Raw genomic sequence first — 24332 nt, 5'->3', positions numbered from 1 at the left:
CCGGATTGACTCGGGGATTTTGGGTCTTTTCAACCTGGAGGCCAGGACAAGGACCTTCCCCCCAGGATGTGTATGTGCAGGTGATAGACTGTTTGTCCTCCATCCTGTCCTGTATTCATAACTACGCGATAACCCTGTTCAAGACCCGCTATTTGGGCGACTTTTTGTACGGTTAATAATAAGTGTCCCAACAACAGCTGGTCTTCCGCTTGTGCAGTAGCTAGATTGACTATGGGTTTCTTGGGTATGACCAGAATGTGAGTGGGTGCTTGGGGGTTAACATCTGTAAATGCTAAAGCCAATTCATCCTCATAAACTATGTTGGCGGGTATTTCCCGACGGATGATTTTACCGAAAATGGTGTCTGGAGTTAAAGTCATGAAGAATTGCTGTTAAATATTGCTAAAGTGGTTTGTCTGTAAATTTTAGGACAAATCTGGCCATCTCAAAAGTAGTTTTAGAGTAGTTTTGCGTAATTTCCCCAATGGCAATCTGGGAACAAATCTGCTTTTATAAAGTGGAGTGATATCAAAAGTTCTTCCCATAGTAAAATGCTATCTAGAGTCTGGAGTGCATCCATTGTTGGTATAGACGCTGTGAAAGTAGGCGTGGAAGTGGACATTTCTGGTGGAGGATTACCAGGAATTATCATTTTAGGTTTACCCGATTCAGCAATTCAAGAGTCTAAGGAACGGGTAAAAGCAACCTTGAGAAATGCAGGTTTTAACGTTCCTGTACGTAAAATAGTGATCAATCTGACTCCCGCAGATCTTAGGAAAGAAGGACCTGCTTTTGACGTACCTATTAGTATAGGAATTTTGGCCGCATCAGAACAAGTCAATCTTGATTTATTGGGAGAATTTTTATTCTTAGGCGAGGTTTCCCTAGATGGTACACTCCTACCCGTTACAGGAGTTTTACCCATTGCAGCTGCTGCTGAAAAATTGGGGATTAGTAGTTTAGTAGTACCCATGGAAAATACTCAAGAAGCAGCAGTAGTAGAGGGTTTAAATGTTTACGGTTGCACTAACATTTTACAAGTGGTGGATTTATTAAATAACATCAAAAACCACAAGAAGGTAAGTTTAAAACCCACCCAGGAAAGTCTATTATCTACATCTTCTAACTCGGCGGATTTGCAGGATGTTAAGGGTCAATCCCACGCCCGGAGAGCATTAGAAATCGCCGCTGCAGGGGGACACAATTTGATTTTTGTCGGTCCCCCCGGGAGTGGAAAAACAATGTTGGCCAGAAGCTTACCAGGGATTTTGCCACCATTGGAATTTTCTGAATCTTTGGAAGTGACTCGCATTCATTCTGTTGCTGGTTTATTGAAAAACCGTGGTTCATTAGTGTACGAGCGTCCTTTTCGCAGTCCTCACCACTCCGCTTCCGGTCCATCCCTAGTGGGAGGTGGTAGTTTTCCTCGCCCCGGAGAAATTTCACTGTCCCATAGAGGTGTGCTTTTTTTAGATGAATTAACAGAATTTAAAAGGGATGTTTTGGAATTTTTGAGACAACCTTTAGAAGATGGATATGTAACTATTTCTCGCACTCGTCAATCAGTAGTTTTTCCAGCACTATTTACTTTGGTTGCTAGTACCAATCCCTGTCCTTGTGGATATTATGGTGATGCAGTCCAACCATGCACTTGCTCCCCCCGACAACGAGAACAATATTGGGCAAAGTTGTCGGGTCCATTAATGGATAGAATTGATTTACAGGTAGCAGTAAACCGGTTGAAACCAGAGGAAATTACTCGCGAAACCAGGGGAGAATCCTCCAAAATTGTCAGAGAAAGAGTGCAAAAAGTCAGAGCTATTGCTAACCTTCGTTTTCAGTCTGAACCCCATGTTAAATCCAATGCTCACATGCAAAGTCGTCATCTACAAAAATGGTGCAAGTTAGATGATACAAGTCGTAAGCTGTTAGAAAGTGCAATTACACGACTAGGACTTTCCGCACGGGCGAGCGATCGCATTCTTAAAGTAGCACGGACTATTGCGGATTTAGCAGATGAGGGAAACTTAAAGTCTCAACACGTCGCAGAGGCAATTCAATATAGAACTATAGATAGAATGCAGTAGAGAGTTACAATAGATTTTTATTTTTTTATTAAAGTTTTTTAGCACATACATCAACTAAATCGCAATTTTCACAACTGGGAGATCTAGCTTTACAAACTGCACGACCATGATATATTAATCTTATTGACCAGTTTTCCCATTCCGGTTGGGGTAGTAGTTCCATTAAATCTTTCTCTATGCTAATTGGTTCGGTACTTGCTGTTAGACCTAACCGTTGAGTTAATCTTTTAACGTGGGTATCCACCGTCACCCCCGCATTAATACCATAAGCATGAGCTAAGACCACATTTGCCGTTTTTCTTGCTACCCCGGGTAGTTTTAATAGTTCCTCCATCTTATTTGGAACAATTGAGTTAAAATCACTCACTATCATCATACACGCGGATTTAATGTTTTTGGCTTTGTTGCGATAGAAACCAGTAGAATGAACTAATTTCTCTAATTCTAATACATCTGCTTCTGCTAAACTTTGGACATCGGGAAAGCGACCAAATAAATCTGGGGTTACCTTATTAACTCTTTCATCCGTGCATTGTGCGGAAAGAATAGTGGCCACCAAAAGTTGGACTGGGGTTTGATAGTTTAGAGAACAGGTTGCATCAGGATAAAGACGATAAAGACGAGAGAGAATTTCTAAAGCTAGTCCCCTTTTAGATAGTTTGGAGATTTTTTTATTACCCATGGAGACGCAGGATTCTGATGATTTTAACATTGCGACTAACCGGTTTTATTCGATTAGTCGGTGATTTGGAATTACATTTTCTGAAATATTTGTTGGATAAAACTTAACTGGAGAGTTTCTTTAAAAATCAAGAAAATTCCCAGTCCTAGTAACACCACTAGTCCAGTTTGCATAACTCCCTCTTGAATTTTCATAGGTAGGGGTTTACCAAATAGACCTTCAATCAACAGAAAAAACAATTGTCCACCATCCAGAGCTGGTAATGGTAAGATGTTGATAACTGCTAAGTTAATACTAATTATAGCTGCAAATGAAAGGAGATTTGCACTATTATCTGCTGCTAATTTAGCACCAATTTTGACGATATTGACCGGACCCGACACCTGACTGGCGGTTTGTTGAAAGTTAGTGATCAGTTGTCCAAATCCTTTAATTGTGCCAACAAATAACTGCTGGAATCTCTCTCCTGCAACAGTAAAAATCTGGATGGGATTTTGAGGACGCTCGTAAATAGCTTTACCATTGGGCGCAAGTTCCACACCTACTAATCCTTTCCCTTCTGGATTTTCCCCAGGGGTGATTTGTAGGGCAATTTCCTGGTCTTGACGTTGGAGTTGCAAATCAATTGGTTGACGGGGATGGTTTTGAATTTCCCGTGTTAGATATAGGGTGGAATCTTTACCAGCCACTAATTCACGTCCATTAACGCTAATAACAATATCACCTTCTCTAATACCAGACTGGTAAGCTATTGATTGCTCGTTAATTGGTTTGATTAAAACTCCAGGTTGATATTGAAATTCCTTTGGTATACCTACAACACCTAACTGCAAAGCAAGGACTAAATAAGCAAACACCAGATTTGCCATCACGCCAGCACTAATGACAATTGCTCGATCTAGAATAGGACGATTTCGCAATAGGTTGGGATCGTTGGGGGGAATTGTGCTATCAGGATCATCATCGGGGAAACCCACAAAACCACCCAGGGGGAAAGCACGAATTGTGTATTCTGTTTGTGATCCTTGATATTTCAACAAAATAGGACCAAAACCCAGGGAAAAACGATTGGCATAAATCCCTTGGGATCTAGCTGCTATGAAATGTCCCAACTCATGTACTAAGATAAGGGTCGCCAAAACTGCTATCGCTGCTAAAACTGACATAGAGCAAATTAGTCAACATACTGAAAATATATATTCTAATTCTAGTTGGATTTTATTCTAGTTTGGGAATTTCTGGTGGGGTTTACCCTACCAACCCCGACCTAATCTATTCCAACTAGTTCTCCATCATTCCATTCTAGGGTATCACCAATGCTCTGACCATTGTGATAAGCTGCCAATAGTATTTCACTGGTCTTACCATAGGATATGTTTCCCGTGGAATCTAGGGCGATCGCACCTAAGTCTCTTTGGTTTTTACTGGCTTCGGTAAAGGAACGCCACATTGCTTCCTTTAAAGACATTCCATCACCAACACGAACCGCAATTTTGGCGGCTAAACACTCGTCAATGATATCTTCTCCAATACCTGTACAACTTATTGCTGCATGTTTAGTAGCATAGTTACCTGCTGGCATAGCAGAATCACTGACTCTACCAATGCGTTCAAAGCCTTTACCACCAGTGGAAGTGCCTGCAGCCAACTGCCCAAAGGTATCTAAAGCTACTACGCCAATGGTTCCCCTCCCAGCTTCAGGATCTGGGGTTTCCGGTTCGGCAACTACTCCAGCCATAGTTCTCTTAAATTTGTCTTCTCTTTCTTGTATCCATTCTTTGAGTCGTAAATCTGTCAAAGCATTATAACTTGGAACTTGTAACTCTCGTGCCAACTCCAGGGAACCATGATCGGACAATACCCGGTCAGGAGACTGTTGTAGAAATAGGGCCATTTCAATCGGGTTTTTCACCCGAGAAACGTTAATTACTCCACTAAATTTGCCAGATGTGCCATTCATAAAAGAAGCACTCATGCGAATTTGACCATCGGATTGTAAGACTGAACCTGTGCCAGCATTAAAACGAGGATCGTCTTCCAGGAGTTGACACCCCCTAACCACTGCTTCGCTGGCAGATACACCAGAGAGTAGCATTGAGTATACGTCTTCTATGACGTTATGGAGCGATCGCCTGACGCTGGCCAATCCTCCTTTACTTTGGAGGGAACTACCTGCTCCACCATGAATAATCAGTTTAGGTTGTACTTGATTTTGTGTTGATAAAGACATTTATTAGTTTAAGTATGTATTTAAGTTTTACGTAGTTTGAGAACGACGTCGACGACAGCGTTCTGAACAGTATTTCACATCTTCCCAACAATCTTGCCATTTCTTCCTCCAAGTGAAGGGTAGTTGACATACAGGGCAAATTTTTTCAGGTAGGTGAGATTTAGAAAGTTTACGCCCCATAAATGGAAGGTTAGAAATTGCTGTAAATGTGTTACCATTTTAATCTTACACTATGGTAACCTAAAAAAAGGTAATTAGGTAGTTAATCACTTGACAACTTTTTTGGATATTAATTGGATATTTATAAGGCAGTAATTCTTCCCCTCTTATTTAATCTAGTAAAAGCAGATCCAGAGTGGCTGCATCATGGACTAATAAGTGGCATAGATTGGTTTCTACAACCTTCCCATCCTCATCGTGCTAGATGGTTGAAATCTTTTGTCGGGGATTCTTTATGTGTCCATGACAATAGGTTAAAACAGAACCTATTCGGTTTGAATTTTCCTAACCCGCTGGGTTTGGCCGCAGGATTTGATAAAGATGGTATGGGATCTCACCTTTGGTCTATGTTCGGTTTTGGCTTAGCTGAGTTAGGTACTGTCACTTATCACGGACAAGCAGGAAACCCCCAACCTCGTTTGTTTCGTTTACCCATGGACCTAGCAGCTCTTAACCGTATGGGCTTCAATAATTCCGGTGCTGCTGCTATGGCTGCAAGACTAACTTTGCTTTATCAACAACAGCTACCTGCCATACCTATAGGCATAAACCTCGGTAAATCTAAAATCACCCCCTTAGAAGCAGCAGCAACAGACTACCTACAAAGTTTTCGGTTGCTAAATAGCTTAGGTGATTATTTTGTGGTCAACGTTTCTTCTCCTAATACTCCAGGACTGCGATCGCTTCAGGATAGACCCATGCTCAGTCAAATATTGGAGGTCATTCAAACAGAAAACAGTACGCAAAACCAACCCAAGCCATTATTTGTCAAAATAGCACCTGACCTGGAATGGGAAGCAATAGTAGACATTATTAATCTTGCCAAAACCTATAAACTAGCAGGGATTATTGCCACTAACACTACTATTAGTCGTGAAGGACTAAAAACCCAGGTGATAGAAAAAACTGGTAACCCACCCCAAGCAGAACCTGGAGGAATTAGCGGATTGCCATTACGTCAACCCTCCACAGAAATTATACGTTTTATTTATAAACAAAGCCAGGGTCAAATACCAATTATTGGTGTGGGAGGGATTTTTACCGCAGAGGACGCCTGGGAAAAAATTACAGCAGGTGCAAGTTTAATCCAAGTTTACACTGGATGGATTTATGAGGGACCAATGATGGCAAGCCGAGTCTTGACAGGATTATTAGCAAAACTGCAAAATCACGGCTTGGGTTCCATTGGTGATGCGGTGGGAATCAATAGTTAAAGTCACCACCGGTTATTTATCCATGGGGAAAAACTCTCTATTTTTGCGGGAGTAAGACCAAGCAATTCCATCTGGGTCTCGACTACGAGTCCATTCCGAAAAATCAGGATCATTGCGTCGTTTGTAGACTGTACTTGAATAAACACCTAAGCGCTGGGCCAATTCAGACTGGATTAGGGAACCAAAAGCTAGCTGTTTCTCCAGGGATTTGGTTTCCAAGCGATTAGTGATTTGACCTTCTTTATTTCCTTCCTTACCTTCTAAAACAAGTACAGGTGGAGATAGTAGAGATCTGGCCTCCTTAGTTACTGCTCTACCAACTGGTTTCATATCTGATTCGCTACCATCTAAAATCTCACCCAGAATACTCCCAGTGATAAAGTAGTAGTATGGACTGTCGGTTTCTGAGTCTACCGGATTAGTACCAAATTCCTTGGCTTTCTTTTCTAGGTAGCGTTTTGCGTCGTCTCCTGGAAAATTTCCCCTGATGGCCAGGTCAACCGAGGAGATTTTTCCCTGATTTTCCTCAATTAACTCATAAAACAGAGGATTTACCTGATCACACCATTTTTCCCACCTATACTTTTGCCACAGATGAAGACTCATCATGAGGAATAACCCTATGAGTAAAAACTTCCAGGTGTTGAGAACGACAATAATCAAAAAAGAAATTGGCGCAATGATTACGAGAAAACTTTTGCCGTAGTTTTCCATGTTTGTTTGAGTCATGCTGATTTTTGCCAAGTAGCTTTTTACAGAATAATATTTCCATTATTTCTATCTTGGCAAAAAAGGGGTCAATTTTTGTATTCCCTGGCAAAATTTCCACTATCAGTTGGCAAAAACCACCAATTGTTGGGGTTTTACCCTTTCTAAAATCCTACAACTGATTACTTACCTACCCGGTCACACCAAAATCCCAATTATACTCTTCAAATTTAAAAACAATGGCTCACATATCTTATAAAACGGTTAAAGAACTACTCATTTCTGAAAATTTAGGCGATCGCCTTCGTGGTGTGAATCAAATTCGGGAATTGGAACCCGCACAGGGTTTAGAATTATTACAAATTGCCATTAAAGATCAAAATTCGAGAGTGCGTTATTGTGCTGTAAGTCAATTAGACACCTTAGGGACGGAGGATTTAGATTTTTCCCTAAATATTTTAAGAGAGTTGCTAAATGATCCTGAAGCGGATGTACAAGCAGCAGCAGCTGATTGTTTGGGGGCGCTAAAACTACAAGTAGCCTTTCCCGATTTAGAAAAGCTTTACCATGAGACCCCAGAATGGGTAGTAAAATTCAGCATAATTGCCACCCTTGGATCCCTGGGAGATCCAAGGGGAGTAGATTTGCTCAAAAAAGCTCTGGAATCAGATAATGGTTTAGTCCAAAGTGCGGCCATTAGTTCCCTAGGTGAATTGGGTAACCCAGATGCAGTAACTATTCTAGCTCCCTATACTGAAAACCCAGATTGGCAAGTACGTCATCGCTTAGTTCATGCTTTAGCCAATTTAGGTGGAAAAGAGGCTAGGAAAGTTCTAGAAGTGTTGGCTACTGACTCAGTAGAAGCAGTTGCAAAAGAAGCCGAGGATGTTCTTAGGCACAAAATTGAGGTAGAATCGTGATATGACAACAGACTACCCAAAAATTGATATTGCCCCATTTATTGATCACTCCCTGCTTTTACCTACCACAACAGAACCCCAGGTAGAAAAGTGGTGTGAGGATGCGTATAGATTTAACTTTGCTGCAGTTTGTATTCACCCATCCCATGTTAAGCAAGCGGCGGAGCTATTACACAACAAAAAGCCACAAGTATGTACTGTAATTGGATTCCCCACAGGGTTGACCACCTCAACAGTCAAATTATATGAAGCACAGGAGGCGGTAGAAAATGGTGCCACGGAGTTGGATTTAATGATTAACTTAGGCTGGTTAAAAATCGGCAAGACTGAGCAATTACACCGAGAAATTGCCACAATTTGCGAAGAAACTGGGAAACCAGTCAAAGTAATTTTAGAAACCAGTTTACTGACAGATACAGAAAAAAAAGTGGCTGCTGAAATAGCTATGGATGCGGGTGCTGCATTTTTAAAAACTAGTACGGGTTGGAATGGTGGAGCAACAGTGAAAGACGTGGAGTTTTTAAAACAAATAACAAAAGAAAGGGTGGGAATAAAAGCTTCTGGAGGAATTCGTACCCACCAAGACGCCATAGATCTAATTATGGCCGGTGCAACCAGACTGGGTACATCTCGTGGAATAGACTTACTCCATCAGCGCCTGGATACAGAAAAATCACAGGGGTAATTACTAATGAACGGGAGTTATCACGTAAGGGGAATCAATCTCAAAAGCCAGTTTCTAGGTGAGTCGGATAAAATACTCACCGTGTTAACCAGGGAGTTGGGCCTAATTAAGGCGATCGCCCCTGGTTCCAGAAAGTACCAATCCAGCCTAAATGGTAGAAGTGGAATATTCACAGTGAATGAATTGTTGATTTCCCTTGGCAAATCTAACCCTACTCAAACATCAAACCTTTATAAGATTAACCAAGCACAGACCCTCAAGACCTATCCTGGACTCACCAAAAGTTTAGGAAAACTGGCAGCGAGTCAATACCTAGCAGAAATTGCCCTCCATCAAGCATTGGAGGAGCATACCCAAGTAGAGCTATATGACCTATTAAATCAACATCTGGACACCTTAGATTCCCTCCCCCCAATTCCCCAGATTGCCATAGTAGCACATTTAGCTAAGGGAGTCTTTGATATGTTAAAATTAGCTGGAATAAGCCCACAGATCAAAGTGTGCTGTTTAACCCAAAAACCCTTAATACCGGATTTAAGCAATCCAAAATGGCAAGCTGGTTTCAGTACAACAGCGGGGGGAACAATTTGCCTACAAACCTGGGAAAACTTCAAAAAACAGGAAAACTTTCATGAGCCAAAAATCCCAGAAAATGACTTTGAAAGGGTTTTGCACCACCAAGAGTTACCAAAAATTTCCCGTCGATTGGGAGCAAAAGAATTAATGATGCTCCAATATTTATCCCAACCAGGGATAATACAAATAGATTCAGCCTATGATGATAGCTGGTTATCTGTTGAGCAGATCTTGCGCCATTATACTCAGTACCACCTGGGTTTTCCTATTCGCTCTGCTACGTTGATAGATTCCTATTTTGCTCCCAACCATGATGCAATCGTCTGATTTAGATAGAAACAACCAGCCCTTATCACCCAAAGTTAAACTCAAGAATAGGGTGAAATCATACCAAGGTAATCACCAGCAAAGATCCGTGAAGGGATTTTCCATGGAAAAAACCAAGACAAGTGATTTACCAAAATCACCTCCCACCAACTCGGATCTTCCTCTGGAGGTAAATCCTATTAATGGATCTGTTGAGACCATTCATGAAAAAGAAAAAGCAGTTTTAGAAGAGACACCACCACAACTAGACCTAGAAGATAAAGACGGTTCTGGATCAGATCTAAAAGCTAGTAATAAGCATGAAAAAGAAGGATTTTTCCCAGTATTAAAAAATCGCAATTTTCTAGCACTTTGGGGGGGACAAATCTTTTGTCAATTAGCGGACAAAGTATATCTAGTTCTCATGATTGCCTTAATCAACAGTGAGTTTCAACAAAGGGGTCAAAGTATTAGTGGTTGGGTTTCAGCCCTAATGATGATTTTTACCATTCCCGCAGTTTTGTTTGGTTCTGTTGCTGGCGTATTTGTAGACCGCTGGTCAAAAAAAGCTGTACTAGTAGCATCTAATATTTGGCGTGGTGTTCTAGTTATTGCCATTCCCTTTTTAATCTGGTTAACTCATGATTGGCATCCTATAGGCGCTTTGCCAGTAGGTTTTTTAATGATTTTACTGGTAACCTTTTTAGTTTCTACCTTCACCCAATTTTTTGCCCCTGCAGAACAGGCCACTATTCCTCTGGTGGTGGAAGAACAATATTTACTCTCCGCCAATTCCCTGTACACAACTACAATGATGGCATCGGTAATTATTGGTTTTGCAGTAGGTGAACCAGTTTTAGTTTTAGCTGATAGTCTCTGGGCAAAATTCGGTGGTCCTGGTGGACTGGGCAAGGAAATTTTAGTTGGCGGTAGTTATGGTGTTGCTGGTATTATTTTACTCCTAATTCAAACTAAGGAAAAACCTCATCCTCCAGAAACAGAATTTCCCCATCTTTTATCTGACTTGTGGGATGGTTTGAACTACCTCAAGTCCAATCGCAGCATTAGAAATGCCATGCTACAGTTAACCATATTATTTTCCGTATTTGCAGCGCTTACTGTTTTAGCAGTTCGCATGGCAGAAATTATCCCCAATTTAAAGGCCTCCCAATTTGGTTTTTTACTAGCCGCAGGTGGTGTGGGTATTGCTGCTGGTGCTACAATTGTGGGACAGTTCGGTCGCAGTTTTACTTATGGACAGTTGAGTTTGTGGGGTTCCTTGGGAATGTCGGGATCTTTGATTGGTCTTGCTATCTTCACAAACCAACTATGGCCCGTACTGCTATTTATAGCATTGCTAGGTGTTTTTGGGGCTTTGGTCGGTATTCCCATGCAAACGACTATTCAAACCGAAACCCCAGCAGAAATGCGTGGTAAAGTGTTTGGACTGCAAAATAACGTGATTAACATTGCTCTAACCCTACCTCTAGCTTTAGCTGGTATAGCGGAGAATTTTATTGGGTTAAGGTCAGTTTTTTTGCTTTTATCCGTCATTGTATTTGGCGGAGGAATAATTACCTGGTATAATTCAAGCAATCATTAGTTGATAAAAGTTAATTAACAGCTCAAAAACCACTAAGTTTTGTGCTACAATTGTTTACAACATAATTTCTCAATTTTTCGTAGCCAAATAAAGAATGCGTATAGCCTGGATTGGAAAAAAATCACCCTTTTGTGGCAATGTTACTTACAGTAGGGAAATTACAAATGGTCTGTTAGACAGGGGACATGATGTAAGTTTTTTACACTTTGCCCAGGAAGAATCTCAACCTGATAACTGGCCAAATTTTAAGGAAGTTCCCTTACCATTTATTTATAAGTCGCAAGTTTACACACTTCCCGCTTTTAATGCAACTAAAGTTTTAAAAGACGCGCTACGGGAAATACAACCCCAAATAGTTCATGCTTCCTTAACCTTATCTACCCTTGACTTTGTTTTACCCGAAATTTGTCAGGAACTAGATATTCCCCTAGTGGCCACTTTCCATACTCCTTTTGCGGGTAAAGGTGCTAAATTGATCTCCGGTACTCAACTACTAGCGTACCAGTTATATGCTCCTTTTTTGGACAACTATCATCGGGTGATTGTATTTTCCCAAATTCAAAAAGAATTATTGGTAAAAATGGGAGTTAGGGAGGCAAAAATTGCTGTTATCCCTAATGGGGTAGATACTGTGAAATACTCTCCTGGTAAATCTAAGGTAAAAGATGAATTTAATGCAGAACGACTATTTGTTTATCAAGGTCGTATCGCACCGGAAAAAAACGTCGAATCCCTACTGAGAGCATGGAAACAGTCAACCATGTCACTTACTAGCAAGCTGTTAATAGTTGGCGATGGTCCTTTGAGATCTTCACTGGAGCCATTTTATGATTCCGAATATGGTATTATCTGGTTAGGTTTCGTTGCTAGTGAGGAGCGCCGTATAGAAATATTAAGAGGTGCGGATTTATTTATTTTACCTTCTTTAGTCGAAGGCTTATCTCTATCTTTATTAGAAGCTATGTCCTGCGGTTTGGCATGTCTTGCTACTGATGTGGGTGCAGATGGGGAAGTTTTAGAAAAGGGAGCAGGTGTTGTAATCAGTACGAGATCCGTGCGCTCTCAAATTAGAACTCTTTTACCCTTATTTCAAGATCATCCAGAGTTAACTGCCCTATTAGGTCAAAAAGCAAGAAAACGCGTTTTGGAAAAATATACTCTCAGTGACAATATAACCAGTTTAGAAAAGCTTTATCATGGGGTTTTACCAAAAGCTACATGAGTCTTGTACAGCCTATAACCTACACCAGCATTACCATAGCAACCTGGATTTTTTTCTAGGGGCGCTGAATAATAGTTTCTATTACTCGACGCTTCAATTTAGGATCAATAACTACCAAGCGTACATATTCACCGGCGTGTTCCAACAAACAAGATTCCAAAGCGAAAACTGCTTGTGCATAATCACTTATATGTAAATTGCCACAAGTTTGCCAAGATCCCATAGAAAATCGTCTTTTGTCAACGTATTCCACAGTGATCTTATAACCCTGGGATAAAACCTGACGAATTTTCTCCTGAGTGTCTAGAGTTACCAGACTTAAGGGCGGGCTATTTTGTCCAAAAACCGGGTAGAGATGTAGTAAGCCATATTTCGGGAGAGAATCGGTTGGAAACTGGTGAATTCCTACCAATTGTACGCTATTTTGGCAACCAGTTAGAACTTAAAACCACTGTTAAACCCAGGAAAATTACTGCCAGGGCCCAAGTGACACGATTGAGTGTATTTTCAGCACTTTTAGTACTGCTAAAAAGTTGAGCTTGTCCACCAATAGCTCCAATACCATCACCCTTGGGACTATGTAGCAAGACTAAAACAATTAAACCCAAAGCGGAAAAAGCCCAAATTCCTTGTAGAATGTTATTAATGTTCATGTGAAAATGGTGTGAAATTGAACTTGAATAATGACGTTAACCAAAAATTGTAAGTTCTCCAAATAACTATGATGTGATAAAAACCTGCAAGTGCAGGTTTTATCCCTATTGCGACCTGGAATCGCTATTACTTGGAAATACGAAAAAGTATAACTTACTTACAATCCCACTTGTACAGGTCTACGAGGGAATTGTAAATCATATTCGGGCGCTCTCAAGAGGGATTTACCAGTCATTTCTGGAGGTTGAGGTAGTTTCAAAATATCCAGAATGGTGGGAGCAATGTCCGATAGTTTGCCATCATTACGCAAATCAACATTTGCACCATATCCTGGTATTTTCAGCTTTTCTCCTTCGATTAAAATCAAGGGAACTGGGTTAGTAGTATGAGCTGTCCAGGGACTGCCATTTTCATCTACCATATACTCAGCATTGCCATGATCAGCTGTAATGATCAATGTGCCACCTGCTCTACCCACGCTTTCTACCAGTTTGCCCAAACATCGATCAACAGTTTGAATGGCCACCACGGTAGCATCCACTTTCCCCGTATGTCCTACCATGTCAGGGTTGGCATAATTCATCACTATTAAAGAATAAATTCTTTTCTCTATAGCGGAAATAGCCAAACTTGTCACAGCGTCAGCAGACATTTGGGGTTCCTTATCGTATGTAGGAACCTGGGGACTTGCTACCATTGCTCTGTCTTCACCTTCATAAGCATACTCTAATCCCCCATTAAAGAAATAGGTGACATGAGCATACTTTTCAGTTTCTGCAGTGCGAAACTGCTTGAGACCATGATTAGCAATCACCTCACCCAACATATTCTGTAAGTTCTGGGGGGCAAATGCTACAGATACAGGCAACTCGGGATCATATTGGGTAAAGGTCACAAAGGACAGGGGTGTAATTTGCTCCCGTGGAAAACCCTCAAAATTACGACTGACAAAAGCCTGAGTCAATTCCCTGGCCCGGTCTGGGCGAAAATTAAAGAATATCACCCCATCACCAGGACTAATTGCACCAGGAGCAATTCTCACAGGAAGGATAAACTCATCGGTTACCCCCTCAGCATATAGAGACTGCAAAACCTCTACAGCTGTTTTTCCTTTACCAGCACCCTCTTGTGTCATTACATCGTAGGCCAGTTGAACCCTGTCCCAACGACGGTCTCTGTCCATAGCATAATATCGACCACTGATAGTAGTTATTCTTCCTACTCCCACACGGTCTATATAGTTTTGCAATTGTTGGATGGTTTTGATTCCATCCACTGGTTGGGTGTCACGCCCATCCATAATAGCGTGAATACATACGTCCGAAACTTCCTGTGATTTAGCAAAATCAAGCAAGCCTAACAGATGGGTAATATGAGAATGTACCCCTCCATTAGAACAAAGGCCAACTAGATGCAACTTGCCATTTCGGGATTTCACTTCTTGGCAAATGTTGAGAAGTGCGGAATTAGTAGCTAGAGAACCATCTTCTACAGCATCAGAGATGCGTACCAGTTCTTGGGGAACCACTCTTCCAGCGCCAATGTTCAAATGACCAACTTCTGAATTGCCCATTTGACCCTCTGGCAACCCTACGGCTTTTCCTGATGTGCGGATGAGGGTGTGGGGATAACCTGCCCATAAACCGTCCATAATGGGAGTTTCAGCAGCTGCGATCGCGTTTCCACGTTTATCCTCACAATAGCCCCATCCGTCTAAAATGACTAGCACCACAGGACTAACAGGTGCTTTGGTCATAGTAAAATTGCCCTTTACTTTTTTAATAACCGAATAATAGCACTACTCCCTAAAGATTGCAGCAATAATTTCCACAACCTGCAATTGTAGTTAGGTAACTCTAGTTATTAGCAGTAGCTAGTTCTGCTAAACGTTCCTGTTGATCTTGAGAAATACAAGATTGAATTAAAGTTTCCAAATCCCCTTCCAAAACTGGACTGAGGGTGAAGTTTTGCCCCAAACGATGGTCAGTAGCTCGACTATCCTTATAATTGTAGGTGCGGATCTTTTCTGAACGAGAGCCAGTACCAACTTGAGATCTCCTCATAGAAGTCACCGCTTCTTGTTGTTCCCGCAGTTTGATTTCATAGAGTTTGGCCCTAAGAATTTGCATTGCTCGTTCTTTATTCTGTAGCTGACTGCGCTCTTCGGTGCAGAAAATGCGTATACCAGTTGGTTTGTGAAACAAATCAACTGCTGTTTCCACTTTGTTGACGTTTTGCCCACCAGCACCACCAGAACGGGCGGTAGTCATTTCAATATCTTTTGGGTCAATATGTACTTCCACATCATCAACTTCGGGCATAATCGCCACTGTAGCTGTGGAAGTGTGAACTCTACCACCCGCCTCCGTTGCTGGAACCCGCTGAACACGATGGACTCCCGCTTCAAACTTTAACTTGCTATAAACGCTATCACCTTGAATTTCTAGAATTACTTCTTTAAATCCACCCATCTCTCCTGGAGATTCGCTAACTAGTTTCACCCTCCAACCCTGGGTGTCAGCATAACGGGAATACATGCGCAGCAAATCTCCAGCCCAAATACTAGCTTCATCTCCACCAGTACCAGCGCGGATTTCCAACATGATGTTTTTCTCATCGTTAGGATCACGGGGCAGTAGTAATATTTTTAACTGCTCTTCTAAATGTTCTATCTTGTTTTCCAAGTCTTTTACTTCCATGGTTGCCATTTCATGCAACTCCGGATCTCCATTAGACTCTTTTAGTATCTGCCGTGCTCCAACTAACTCCTCTTGAGAGTTTTTCCATGTTTCGTAGGCAATTACTACCTCTTCTAAAGAGGAACGGGACTTGGCAATTTTCTGGTACTCATCAGGACTTTTTGCCGTGTCCGGATCGGCTAAGCGACGAGTTAATTCGTGAAAGGTTTGTTCAACAGATTTGAGTTTCTCCAACAAATATAATTCAGCCATAACTAGTAAACAAGCTCCTAAAAAATCACAAGTTGGCCCAAGGTAAAAACAACAAGTGACCCTGCGCACAACTGCAGGGCCCCTGTAGTACAAGCTACAGCCAACCAGCTACTTTTTCTTTTTGTTACCTTGCTCGCTAGACATGCCATACTTACGAAGAAAGCGTTCCACACGACCCTCAGCATCAATAATTTTCTGAGTACCAGTGTAGTAGGGATGGTTTCCAGACCAAACATCTACGTGTAATTCGGGTTTGGTTGAACCGATGGTCATCACAACCTGACCATTACAATAGACTTTAGCTTCTGGATACCACTGGGGATGAATATCAGGTTTAGCCATTTTTCCTTTTTTGGTGTTTATCAAAATTATAGCTTTTATAGCTTTGCAACTCGACAGCTTTTCCGTCAACTATCGTTTTGAGTATTGAGGAGCTTTTCGAGCTTTATGTAATCCGTATTTCTTCCGCTCTTTAGCTCGTGGATCCCGAGTTAAATAGCCCTCAATTTTTAAGGGTGAACGATTGTCCGGATCCAATTGACATAGAGCACGAGCTACACCCAAACGAATTGAGTCCGCTTGTCCAGTTAGACCGCCACCTTTGGCTTTTACTAAAATGTCGTACTCGTTTTCCAACCCTAAAGTTTCTAAAGGAGCTTTAATGACTCCTAAGTAGTTGGGATTGTATTGGAAGTACAATTCCCCTTCTTTGCCATTGACCACAAATTTACCCTCTCCAGGCACTAGACGTACCTGCGCAACTGCGGACTTACGTCGACCCGTGCCCCAATACAGGGCACGACCACTATTAGTTTCTGCTACTGTTGCCATGATTAGTTTTCTCCGGGAATAGTGTTAATAATTAGTTCTTTAGGTTTTTGTGCTGTGTGAGGATGGGTCGCACCACTATAAACTTTCAGTTTGGTGAATAACTGTCTACCTAAGCTATTTTTAGGTAACATACCTTTTACAGCATGCTCGACTATTCTTTCTGGTAGGCGCTGTTGCAATTTAGCAAAGGTTTCTGTTTTCATCCCCCCGGGACGACCGGAATGCCTACGGTAAAGTTTTTGACTCTGTTTTTTGCCCGTAACTACTACTTTTTCCGCATTGATTACTACCACAAAGTCTCCTGTGTCCAAATGGGGCGTATATTCAGCTTTTCTTTTACCCCGGAGAACCATGGCAATTTCACTTGCTAGCCTACCCAGACGCTTGTCTGCGGCATCTACTACATACCAGTCACGTTTAATCTCTTCCTCTGGAGGAAGATAAGTTTTACTACTCATTATTTTTTCCTTTGTCGGGTTTAATTGATTCGTCATCGGTCCGATGACCAAATACTAAATAGGGTTGAGTTTCATACCAAATTTCCTGGGAAAACGGAAAGTCACTATATCCAACCCTTAGTAAGCATAGACCTTGAGGTGGTGCTGCATATTTCACTTTTTCTCGGTCTTCTGTTTGCCAAATGTTTGTGAAATCCTCTAGGGACTTCTGTTTGCTTCCTACCTGCACTAACATCCCCACTAATAACCTTACCATGCCATACAAAAATCCATTGGCTTGAATCTCTATATGCACTAATGAACCCTGACGACCACATTCTACAGCTTGTATTTCTACCCAGGAATGCGATCGCGCTGATCCAGCACGGTGAAAAGCTGCTAGGTGGTGTTTTCCCACAAGGGGAGTTAAAGCCGCTTGCATCAACTTTTCTTCCAGGGGAGCATAATAGTAATGCCAACTAAACGGACTCACAAACAAGTTTGGTAGAGCTTCAGTATAGATTGTATATCTATATCGTCGGTACGTTGCACTAAATCGAGCGTGCCAACTTTCTTTTACACCAGCAGAAGCCCTGATTAGTATATCCGGGGGTAAGTAACTGTTCAAAACGGTTGCCCACTTGTGCGCCGGTATATGCCCTGTAGCATTAAAATGGGCAACCTGAGCAGCTGCATGAACCCCGGCATCAGTCCTTCCCGCACCATGTAGTGTTACATGATACCCTAGAACACTGGCTATAGCTGTTTCTATTTCTTCTTGGACTGTACGTTGGGCTTTTTGCCGTTGCCACCCATGGAAGTTAGTACCTAGATACTGAATAACTAAGGCAACTCGGTAAGTTGGGGTGGACTGGCGGCTATCTGACATCATGGGTTGGATGGGTTGGGGTTCCCTATTCCCTACACTAGTTCAATAATCGCCATTTCGGCATGATCGCCCCGACGGGGCACAGTATGCAAAATACGGGTGTAACCACCTTGACGATTACCATACCTATCTGGTGCTTGCTCAAACAATGACTTGACTAGGGACTTATCGTAGATATAACCCAATGCCTCTCTACGAGCTGATAAAGATCCATCCTTTGCCAAAGTTATCATTTTTTCAGCTTCACTGCGTACTACCTTAGCACGAACTAGAGTGGTAGTAATACGACCATGACGTATAAGCTCCGTAGTCAGCGATCGCAATAAAGCACGACGCTGATCTGCTGGTTTACCAAGTTTTTTTACTTTACAACGGTGACGCATAATAGGGACCTATTAGTATGAAAAACAATCGGACTAGCTTTGTTTAGAACTTCTTTCCTGTGGTAAAGTAATACCTAGACGACGCTGTAAGGCTTCCACCACTTCTTCTGCCGATTTTTGACCAAAGTTCTTGATTTCTAACAAATCCTCTTGGGTATAATCCAACAAATCTGCTACAGAATTAACTTGAGCGCGTTTCAGGCAGTTGTAAGCACGAACAGATAGCTGTAACTCCTCAATAGGAATTTGGGCAGTGGGATCATCTGGCATATCCAAGCCCATGTCCGTAGGCTCCAAGGAGATATCCTTAAGAGGGTTAAATAATTCTACCAGAATTGCCGCAGATGAAGACAGGGCCTCCTGGGGTGAAATACTCCCATTAGTCCAAACTTCCAACAAAAGCCGATCTTTTAAGCTACCATCACCACGGGATTCTTCCACGCTATAATTAACTTTTCGCACTGGCATAAATACTGAGTCAATCTGCAAAAAGTCCAGGGATGTGGCCTCTTCTCTTCCCTTTTCTACAGTGCGATAGCCCTTACCCCTTTCAATGCGAAACTCCATTTCCAGTTTGCCGCCCTCTGCTAAAGTAGCTACATACTGGGTAGGATCAATCACCTCTACTTCACCAGGCAAATCAAAATGGGCTGCGGTAACCGTTGTGGGACCGGTAACCAGCAACCTTCCTATTTGCGGTTGATGGGAATAGCTTTTAAGAATCACCTCTTTCATCCGCATGATGATTTCCATCACATCTTCCCGCACACCGGGAACTGTGGCAAACTCATGGGTAACACCAGCTATTCTTACTGCAGTAACTGCTGTTCCCTCTAAATTAGATAACAAAACCCGTCGTAACGCATTACCTACCGTCGTTCCCTGACCCCTTTCCAGGGGTTCTAGGACGAACTTACCATAATGATTACGACTTTCCTCGGTACTAGACTCTACACATTCAATTTGAAACTGCGCCACGGAGTAGCCTCCCCTTTAAGGTGCTGCTGGCAAAAATTTGCCCCTCGAATTAACTTTATGCCTTGATCTGTGATTTTGGTGGATCAAAGTGCCATAATTTAAACCAATCTTTAACCAATCTTTCCAGTGATAAAAGTTTAACCTTCCCAATTGGTTATCTAGAGTTTTCCGCTCCCCTTGAGGAAAGCCCATCAAGGGGGAATCCTGTTGACCATTAATACCAAAGCTAGATATTTACACCATATTTACACCCGACGGCGTTTAGGTGGACGACAGCCATTATGAGGAATAGGAGTAACATCGCGAATCAGGGTAATTTCTAATCCTGCCCCTTGTAAAGCTCGGATTGCCGTTTCCCTTCCTGCTCCTGGTCCACTAACCATCACCTGAATTTGACGCATTCCCTGGTCAATAGCGCGACGACCGGCGCTTTCAGCTGCGGTTTGGGCGGCAAAGGGAGTACCTTTTTTTGCCCCCTTAAATCCACTGGAACCAGCACTGGCCCAGGAGATTACATCTCCATTTTGGTCCGTAATGGTGACAATGCTATTGTTGAAAGTAGATTGAATGTAGGCAACGCCATTAGGTACATTCTTCTTCTGCTTTTTACTCCCGGTTTTTTTGGTTGGTTGTCTTGCCATGTTTGTTTGCTGAATTTAGCTGAATTTAGACTAAAACTTGTTCACTTATTTACCAGGGGCCTTTTTCTTACCAGCCACTGTTTGTCTTCTACCGCGTCTGGTTCTGGCATTGGTACGGGTTCTTTGACCCCTCACAGGTAGACCCATACGATGACGACGACCACGATAACAGCCTATATCAACTAGACGCTTGATATTCATGGCCTCTAAACGTCTCAGATCCCCTTCCACTTGATAGTTGCTTTCTATCTCAGCTCTTAAAGCCGCTAAATCAGCATCAGTCAAGTCCTTAACCCGGGTATCTGGGTTTACATCTGTGGCCGCTAAAATATCCTGCGACCTTCTCAGTCCAATCCCATATATGTAAGTTAGACCGATCTCTACGCGTTTATCACGCGGTAGGTCTACTCCTGCAATCCGTGCCACAATTAATCTCTCCCTCTTTTTTTGGTCATTTTCTTTGTCAGCGTACTGAAACTGCAAATTTCATTGACAGTTTTAGCCTTGCCGTTGCTTGTGTTTAGGGTTTTCACAAATAACCATAACGCGACCACGACGTTTAATCACGTTACACTTATCACAGATTTTCTTGACTGAGGCTCTAACTTTCATGCCCTTTTTGTTGAACTCCAAATGGTAAATTATAACATTTCCCGAAAAATTATTTCAGTCACTACGAAGGGAAAATCCGCAGATTTTATGATTAAGATTGCTGGTCTTACTTCTTCCGTAGTCGGTAGGTAATACGACCCTTAGTTAAGTCATAGGGGGTCAGCTCCACCTTGACCCGGTCCCCCGGCAAAATTTTGATATAATTACGGCGGATTTTCCCAGAAATGTGTGCCAGGACATTAAACCCGTTATCTAGGTCAACTCGAAACATAGCGTTGGGCAATGATTCGGTTACAGTCCCTTCCATTTCAATCAAGTCTTGTTTAGACAAGGTTTTTCCTCAACTCGGTAATTATTCGTTCCAGGACAAATGCAATCTTGACAAGGAACCAATGTGGAATATATCAACAGCTTATTAATATATCTTAGCTAAAAGGGAAGAAGGAAAATAGATTAGAAACTGGGGTCATTTCCTTAAAACAGTGATAGCCATTTTTAAGGCGCTGGTGACTTCTTCTTGGGATTGGTTACCATTAACAGTCAAGAGCTTCTGGCGATCGCCATAATACTGAATTAGGGGAGCAGTGTCTCGCCTGTAAACATTTAGTCTATGGCGAATAACATCCTCCGAGTCATCTTTTCTACCCCTTCCTAACAAGCGAGAGACGACAATCTCATCGGGTGCATCGAGATTAACCACCCTTTCTGAATCACCCTGGATCTGGTCTAAAAGATTGCCCAAGAAAACTGCCTGAGATACTGTGCGGGGGAAACCATCAAGAATCCAGCCTTTTTGGGCATCCGATTTTTGCAGTCTTTCTTCCACCATATCTTGCACCAGCTGGTCAGGGACTAAATCACCCTTATCCATATACTCCTGAGCTTTCACACCTAGAGCTGTTTGGTCAGTAATAGCTTGACGTAAGATGTCCCCAGTGGAAATGTGAGGAACCTGCAAAAAATCAGCCAAAACCTTGGCTTGAGTTCCCTTACCTGCACCTGGTGGTCCCAAGAAGATTAATCGCGTCACTATTGTTTCACCATTCCTTCATAGCGTTGAGAGATAACGTAAGTCTGGATTTGCCTTGCCGTATCAATGGCCACACCCACTAAAATCAACAAGGAAGTGGCTCCCAAACCTCTAAAAGTTGGTACATTTAAAGTGCTTTCCACAGCGGTAGGAATAATGGCCACCAGTCCTAAAAACATAGCTCCTAAAAAAGTTAAGCGGTTGCTGACCCGCTCAATATACTCACTAGTAGCTTTGCCAGGTCTAATTCCAGGAATACTAGAACCCATTTTCTTCAAGTTTTGAGCTACATCTACCGGGTTGAGAATCAAGGAAGAGTAGAAATAGCTAAAGAAGATAATAGAAACCATGTACACCAAAGCATACACCCAAGAACTAGATCCGCTAGGACTCAAATAGGTGTTAACTATATTTGCCAATTCAACATTCTTAGTGAAGTTAGCAATTAGTAAAGGCAAACTGAGAATGGCAGCGGCAAAAATAATCGGCATGACACCGCCCTGATTCAAACGTAAGGGCAGAAAACTTCTTTGTTCTGCCAGGACTCGCCGACCTACTTGACGACGTGCAGAAATAATTGGAATTCGGCGTATACCTTCCTGGACGAACACAATACCAATAATGGTGGCTACAAACACCAACACCAAAACAATCACCCGTCCCACAATTTCCCTACCACCGACCTGCACCAAGTCAATAGTGTCACCCAGGGACTTAGGTAAGGAAGCCACAATATTGACAAAAATCAACAAAGATGCACCATTACCAATCCCCCGCTCCGTAATCAACTCGGATGCCCACATAACAAACATGGAACCAGCAGTCAAGGCTATTGCGGTTTCCGCCACAAAAATGGGGCCTGGATTGAGGGCAAACTGCTGTAGGAATAAAGCTGAAAAAGCCGTACTCTGAAGAATTCCCCAACCCAAAGACACGTATCGGGTAATCTGAGATATTTTCCGCCTTCCTGCTTCTCCTTCATTTTTCTGTAAATTTTCTAAAGAAGGAATAGCAGCAGTCAACAATTGGATAATAATAGACGCATTGATGAAGGGAAGAATACCCAAGGCAAAAACACCCAAGGTGGATAGTCCCCTTCCCGAAAATATATCCAACAAACCGAAAATGGCATTATTTCCAGATATGGCCTCTGCAAATCTTTCGCGGTTAATTCCGGGAACTGGCAAAAAGATGCCCAATCGCACCAAAATTAGAATCCCGACCGTGACAAGCAGCCTTCCTCTCAGTCCAGCTGCTTGCGCCATTTGCATAAAAGTTTCTTGAGCCGTTGGGGCTTTGTCTCGACTGATCATAAAGTCTTACCTTGATAGTGAACCGGGGCAGCTAGTTGACTAGCATGTCTTCAGCTTAAAACCTCACAACTACCACCAGCAGCCTCAATTTTGCTCCGAGCTTGACCGGTGAAAGCAGCAGCTTGCACCTTGAGTGGAACACCCAATTCCCCATTACCCAATACTTTTAAAGGTCCTTTAACGGAGGTAAGAATACCTGCCTCTTTTAAAGAGGCCAGATTTACTTCCGAGTTAGCAGGTAGGGAAGCCAACTTCTCTACATTTATCGTAGTGTAAACCCGACGATTGACTACAGGAAAACCTTTGAGCTTGGGTATTCGACGGTAAAGAGGTTGTTGACCCCCTTCAAAACCTGGTCTAGTGCTGCTACCAGAGCGGGACTTTTGACCCCGCATCCCCAGACCCGCACTAGCGCCTTGACCGGCAGAAATACCTCTACCTACACGCTTACGGCGTTTTTTAGAGCCCTTTTGAGGCTTAACATCGTTCAGTCTCATGTTGATTTGGGTGTTTAGATTTAGTATTGATCCTCTGGTTTTGCTATGGATTTTCTTTAGAAAATCCCGCATAAAGCATGATTAAATATAGAGATTCTCTACTGCAATGCCCCGATCTTCAGCGACTTCAGCAAATGTTCGCAGTGTAGATAAAGCATTAACAGCAGCTCTAGCGTTATTTAAAGGATTATTAGAACCTAGTTGTTTAGCCAGAACATTACGTACTCCAGCTAATTCCAATACAGTTCTAACTGCACCACCGGCGATTACACCAGTACCTGGTGCAGCTGGGCGCATAATCACCTTAGCTCCACCACCAACACCATCAATGGGATGGGGAATAGAGTTAGACTTAGTGATGGGAATTTCAATCAGATGCTTTTTGCCATCTGCGACACCCTTTTTCACCGCTCCGATCACATCGGAAGCCTTACCAACTCCCACACCCACCTGACCACGTTCGTTGCCAACGATGACAATTGCCCGGAAGCTGAGTTTTTTACCACCTTTGACCACCTTACTGACACGACGGATTTGAATCACCCGTTCTTGCCAGTTGGTTTCTTCTTTTTTCGCTTTACTTGCCTTACGACGACCCGTTGCCATAATCACTTTTCTCTCAACGTCAGTTGTCAGTTGTCAGTTGGGACTTTTTCCCCACAGA

At 42.4% G+C, this 24332-nt stretch carries 30 protein-coding genes and 1 pseudogene; 7 read left to right on the top strand and 24 right to left on the bottom strand.

What is annotated here, in order from left to right; all coding sequences use genetic code 11:
* Positions 1-29: 29 nt before the first annotated feature.
* Complete coding sequence (locus ASL19_RS04935) at positions 30-380, bottom strand: histidine triad nucleotide-binding protein (RefSeq protein WP_006276606.1); 351 nt, start codon at positions 378-380, stop codon at positions 30-32.
* Positions 381-551: 171 nt separating this feature from the next.
* Between ASL19_RS04935 and ASL19_RS04930 the strand changes: the two genes are divergently transcribed.
* On the top strand, positions 552-2087 hold the full coding sequence (locus ASL19_RS04930) for a YifB family Mg chelatase-like AAA ATPase (protein ID WP_057177489.1): 1536 nt from the start codon (positions 552-554) through the stop codon (positions 2085-2087).
* 28 nt (positions 2088-2115) lie between these two features.
* On the opposite strand, the gene nth is transcribed toward ASL19_RS04930, so the two are convergent.
* From nth to ASL19_RS16630, 4 genes are all read right to left on the bottom strand, one after another.
* Positions 2116-2769 carry an endonuclease III gene (gene nth, locus ASL19_RS04925; RefSeq protein WP_006276608.1) on the bottom strand — a complete coding sequence of 218 codons (654 nt, stop codon included), beginning with the start codon at positions 2767-2769 and terminating at the stop codon, positions 2116-2118.
* 71 nt (positions 2770-2840) lie between these two features.
* Positions 2841-3935, bottom strand: a complete 1095-nt coding sequence (rseP, locus tag ASL19_RS04920) for an RIP metalloprotease RseP (protein WP_057177488.1) — start codon at positions 3933-3935, stop codon at positions 2841-2843.
* Between the two features lie 101 nt (positions 3936-4036).
* A complete protein-coding gene (locus ASL19_RS04915; protein WP_057177487.1) occupies positions 4037-4999 on the bottom strand; it encodes an isoaspartyl peptidase/L-asparaginase in 963 nt (320 codons plus the stop codon).
* Positions 5000-5026: 27 nt separating this feature from the next.
* On the bottom strand, positions 5027-5179 hold the full coding sequence (locus ASL19_RS16630) for a DUF2256 domain-containing protein (protein WP_071985344.1): 153 nt from the start codon (positions 5177-5179) through the stop codon (positions 5027-5029).
* Positions 5180-5292: 113 nt separating this feature from the next.
* On the opposite strand from ASL19_RS16630, the gene ASL19_RS04910 reads away from it, so the two are divergent.
* Complete coding sequence (locus tag ASL19_RS04910) at positions 5293-6432, top strand: quinone-dependent dihydroorotate dehydrogenase (protein WP_057177486.1); 1140 nt, start codon at positions 5293-5295, stop codon at positions 6430-6432.
* 12 nt (positions 6433-6444) lie between these two features.
* Here ASL19_RS04910 and ASL19_RS04905 read toward each other — a convergent pair whose 3' ends face one another.
* Complete coding sequence (locus ASL19_RS04905; RefSeq protein WP_006276612.1) at positions 6445-7161, bottom strand: hypothetical protein; 717 nt, start codon at positions 7159-7161, stop codon at positions 6445-6447.
* A gap of 218 nt (positions 7162-7379) precedes the next feature.
* Between ASL19_RS04905 and nblB the strand changes: the two genes are divergently transcribed.
* From nblB to ASL19_RS04880, 5 genes are all read left to right on the top strand, one after another.
* Positions 7380-8060 carry a phycobilisome degradation protein NblB gene (gene nblB, locus ASL19_RS04900; RefSeq protein ID WP_057177485.1) on the top strand — a complete coding sequence of 227 codons (681 nt, stop codon included), beginning with the start codon at positions 7380-7382 and terminating at the stop codon, positions 8058-8060.
* A gap of 1 nt (position 8061) precedes the next feature.
* A complete protein-coding gene (deoC, locus tag ASL19_RS04895; protein ID WP_057177484.1) occupies positions 8062-8745 on the top strand; it encodes a deoxyribose-phosphate aldolase in 684 nt (227 codons plus the stop codon).
* Positions 8746-8751: 6 nt separating this feature from the next.
* On the top strand, positions 8752-9648 hold the full coding sequence (recO, locus tag ASL19_RS04890) for a DNA repair protein RecO (protein WP_057177483.1): 897 nt from the start codon (positions 8752-8754) through the stop codon (positions 9646-9648).
* On the top strand, positions 9632-11230 hold the full coding sequence (locus ASL19_RS04885; RefSeq protein WP_369814496.1) for an MFS transporter: 1599 nt from the start codon (positions 9632-9634) through the stop codon (positions 11228-11230). The genes recO and ASL19_RS04885 overlap by 17 nt, the downstream gene beginning before the upstream one ends.
* Positions 11231-11324: 94 nt before the next feature.
* Positions 11325-12452, top strand: coding sequence for a glycosyltransferase family 4 protein (locus ASL19_RS04880; protein ID WP_006276617.1), 1128 nt, complete (start codon positions 11325-11327; stop codon positions 12450-12452).
* A gap of 55 nt (positions 12453-12507) precedes the next feature.
* On the opposite strand, the pseudogene ASL19_RS04875 reads toward ASL19_RS04880, so the two are convergent.
* The 18 genes and pseudogenes from ASL19_RS04875 to rpsE form a co-directional block, all read right to left on the bottom strand.
* Positions 12508-12771: pseudogene (locus tag ASL19_RS04875) on the bottom strand (ribulose bisphosphate carboxylase small subunit); the annotation flags it as partial.
* A gap of 100 nt (positions 12772-12871) precedes the next feature.
* Entirely contained in the window at positions 12872-13105 is a 234-nt protein-coding gene (gene secG, locus ASL19_RS04870; RefSeq protein WP_006276991.1) for a preprotein translocase subunit SecG, read from the bottom strand.
* Between the two features lie 158 nt (positions 13106-13263).
* Positions 13264-14862: a 2,3-bisphosphoglycerate-independent phosphoglycerate mutase gene (gene gpmI / locus ASL19_RS04865; protein WP_057177480.1), complete on the bottom strand. Its 1599-nt coding sequence runs from the start codon at positions 14860-14862 to the stop codon at positions 13264-13266.
* A gap of 100 nt (positions 14863-14962) precedes the next feature.
* Positions 14963-16057: a peptide chain release factor 1 gene (gene prfA, locus ASL19_RS04860; protein ID WP_006276989.1), complete on the bottom strand. Its 1095-nt coding sequence runs from the start codon at positions 16055-16057 to the stop codon at positions 14963-14965.
* 108 nt (positions 16058-16165) lie between these two features.
* Entirely contained in the window at positions 16166-16399 is a 234-nt protein-coding gene (rpmE, locus tag ASL19_RS04855; protein ID WP_006276988.1) for a 50S ribosomal protein L31, read from the bottom strand.
* Positions 16400-16468: 69 nt separating this feature from the next.
* Positions 16469-16888, bottom strand: a complete 420-nt coding sequence (rpsI, locus tag ASL19_RS04850) for a 30S ribosomal protein S9 (protein ID WP_006276987.1) — start codon at positions 16886-16888, stop codon at positions 16469-16471.
* 2 nt (positions 16889-16890) lie between these two features.
* Positions 16891-17346: a 50S ribosomal protein L13 gene (gene rplM, locus ASL19_RS04845; RefSeq protein ID WP_006276986.1), complete on the bottom strand. Its 456-nt coding sequence runs from the start codon at positions 17344-17346 to the stop codon at positions 16891-16893.
* On the bottom strand, positions 17339-18214 hold the full coding sequence (gene truA, locus ASL19_RS04840; RefSeq protein WP_369814499.1) for a tRNA pseudouridine(38-40) synthase TruA: 876 nt from the start codon (positions 18212-18214) through the stop codon (positions 17339-17341). Before truA ends, rplM begins: the two co-directional genes overlap by 8 nt.
* 32 nt (positions 18215-18246) lie before the next feature.
* Entirely contained in the window at positions 18247-18597 is a 351-nt protein-coding gene (gene rplQ, locus ASL19_RS04835; protein ID WP_006276984.1) for a 50S ribosomal protein L17, read from the bottom strand.
* A 33-nt stretch (positions 18598-18630) separates the two neighbouring features.
* Entirely contained in the window at positions 18631-19575 is a 945-nt protein-coding gene (locus tag ASL19_RS04830) for a DNA-directed RNA polymerase subunit alpha (protein WP_006276983.1), read from the bottom strand.
* Between the two features lie 245 nt (positions 19576-19820).
* Positions 19821-20216: a 30S ribosomal protein S11 gene (gene rpsK, locus ASL19_RS04825; protein ID WP_006276981.1), complete on the bottom strand. Its 396-nt coding sequence runs from the start codon at positions 20214-20216 to the stop codon at positions 19821-19823.
* Between the two features lie 45 nt (positions 20217-20261).
* Positions 20262-20642, bottom strand: coding sequence for a 30S ribosomal protein S13 (gene rpsM, locus ASL19_RS04820; protein WP_009344494.1), 381 nt, complete (start codon positions 20640-20642; stop codon positions 20262-20264).
* 72 nt (positions 20643-20714) lie between these two features.
* Complete coding sequence (gene rpmJ / locus ASL19_RS16625; RefSeq protein WP_071985141.1) at positions 20715-20828, bottom strand: 50S ribosomal protein L36; 114 nt, start codon at positions 20826-20828, stop codon at positions 20715-20717.
* Positions 20829-20934: 106 nt separating this feature from the next.
* Entirely contained in the window at positions 20935-21159 is a 225-nt protein-coding gene (gene infA / locus ASL19_RS04815) for a translation initiation factor IF-1 (RefSeq protein ID WP_006276978.1), read from the bottom strand.
* Between the two features lie 135 nt (positions 21160-21294).
* A complete protein-coding gene (locus tag ASL19_RS04810) occupies positions 21295-21858 on the bottom strand; it encodes an adenylate kinase (protein WP_057177478.1) in 564 nt (187 codons plus the stop codon).
* Positions 21858-23171: a preprotein translocase subunit SecY gene (secY, locus tag ASL19_RS04805; protein ID WP_006276972.1), complete on the bottom strand. Its 1314-nt coding sequence runs from the start codon at positions 23169-23171 to the stop codon at positions 21858-21860. The genes ASL19_RS04810 and secY overlap by 1 nt, the downstream gene beginning before the upstream one ends.
* A 50-nt stretch (positions 23172-23221) precedes the next feature.
* Positions 23222-23668, bottom strand: a complete 447-nt coding sequence (gene rplO / locus ASL19_RS04800; RefSeq protein ID WP_040008799.1) for a 50S ribosomal protein L15 — start codon at positions 23666-23668, stop codon at positions 23222-23224.
* Positions 23669-23749: 81 nt separating this feature from the next.
* Positions 23750-24274, bottom strand: coding sequence for a 30S ribosomal protein S5 (gene rpsE / locus ASL19_RS04795; RefSeq protein ID WP_006276970.1), 525 nt, complete (start codon positions 24272-24274; stop codon positions 23750-23752).
* Positions 24275-24332: the final 58 nt, after the last annotated feature.

The sequence above is a fragment of the Cylindrospermopsis sp. CR12 genome (assembly GCF_001432185.1).
GTDB classification, from domain to species: domain Bacteria; phylum Cyanobacteriota; class Cyanobacteriia; order Cyanobacteriales; family Nostocaceae; genus Raphidiopsis; species Raphidiopsis raciborskii.
This window is presented reverse-complemented; position numbering and strand designations above follow the sequence as displayed.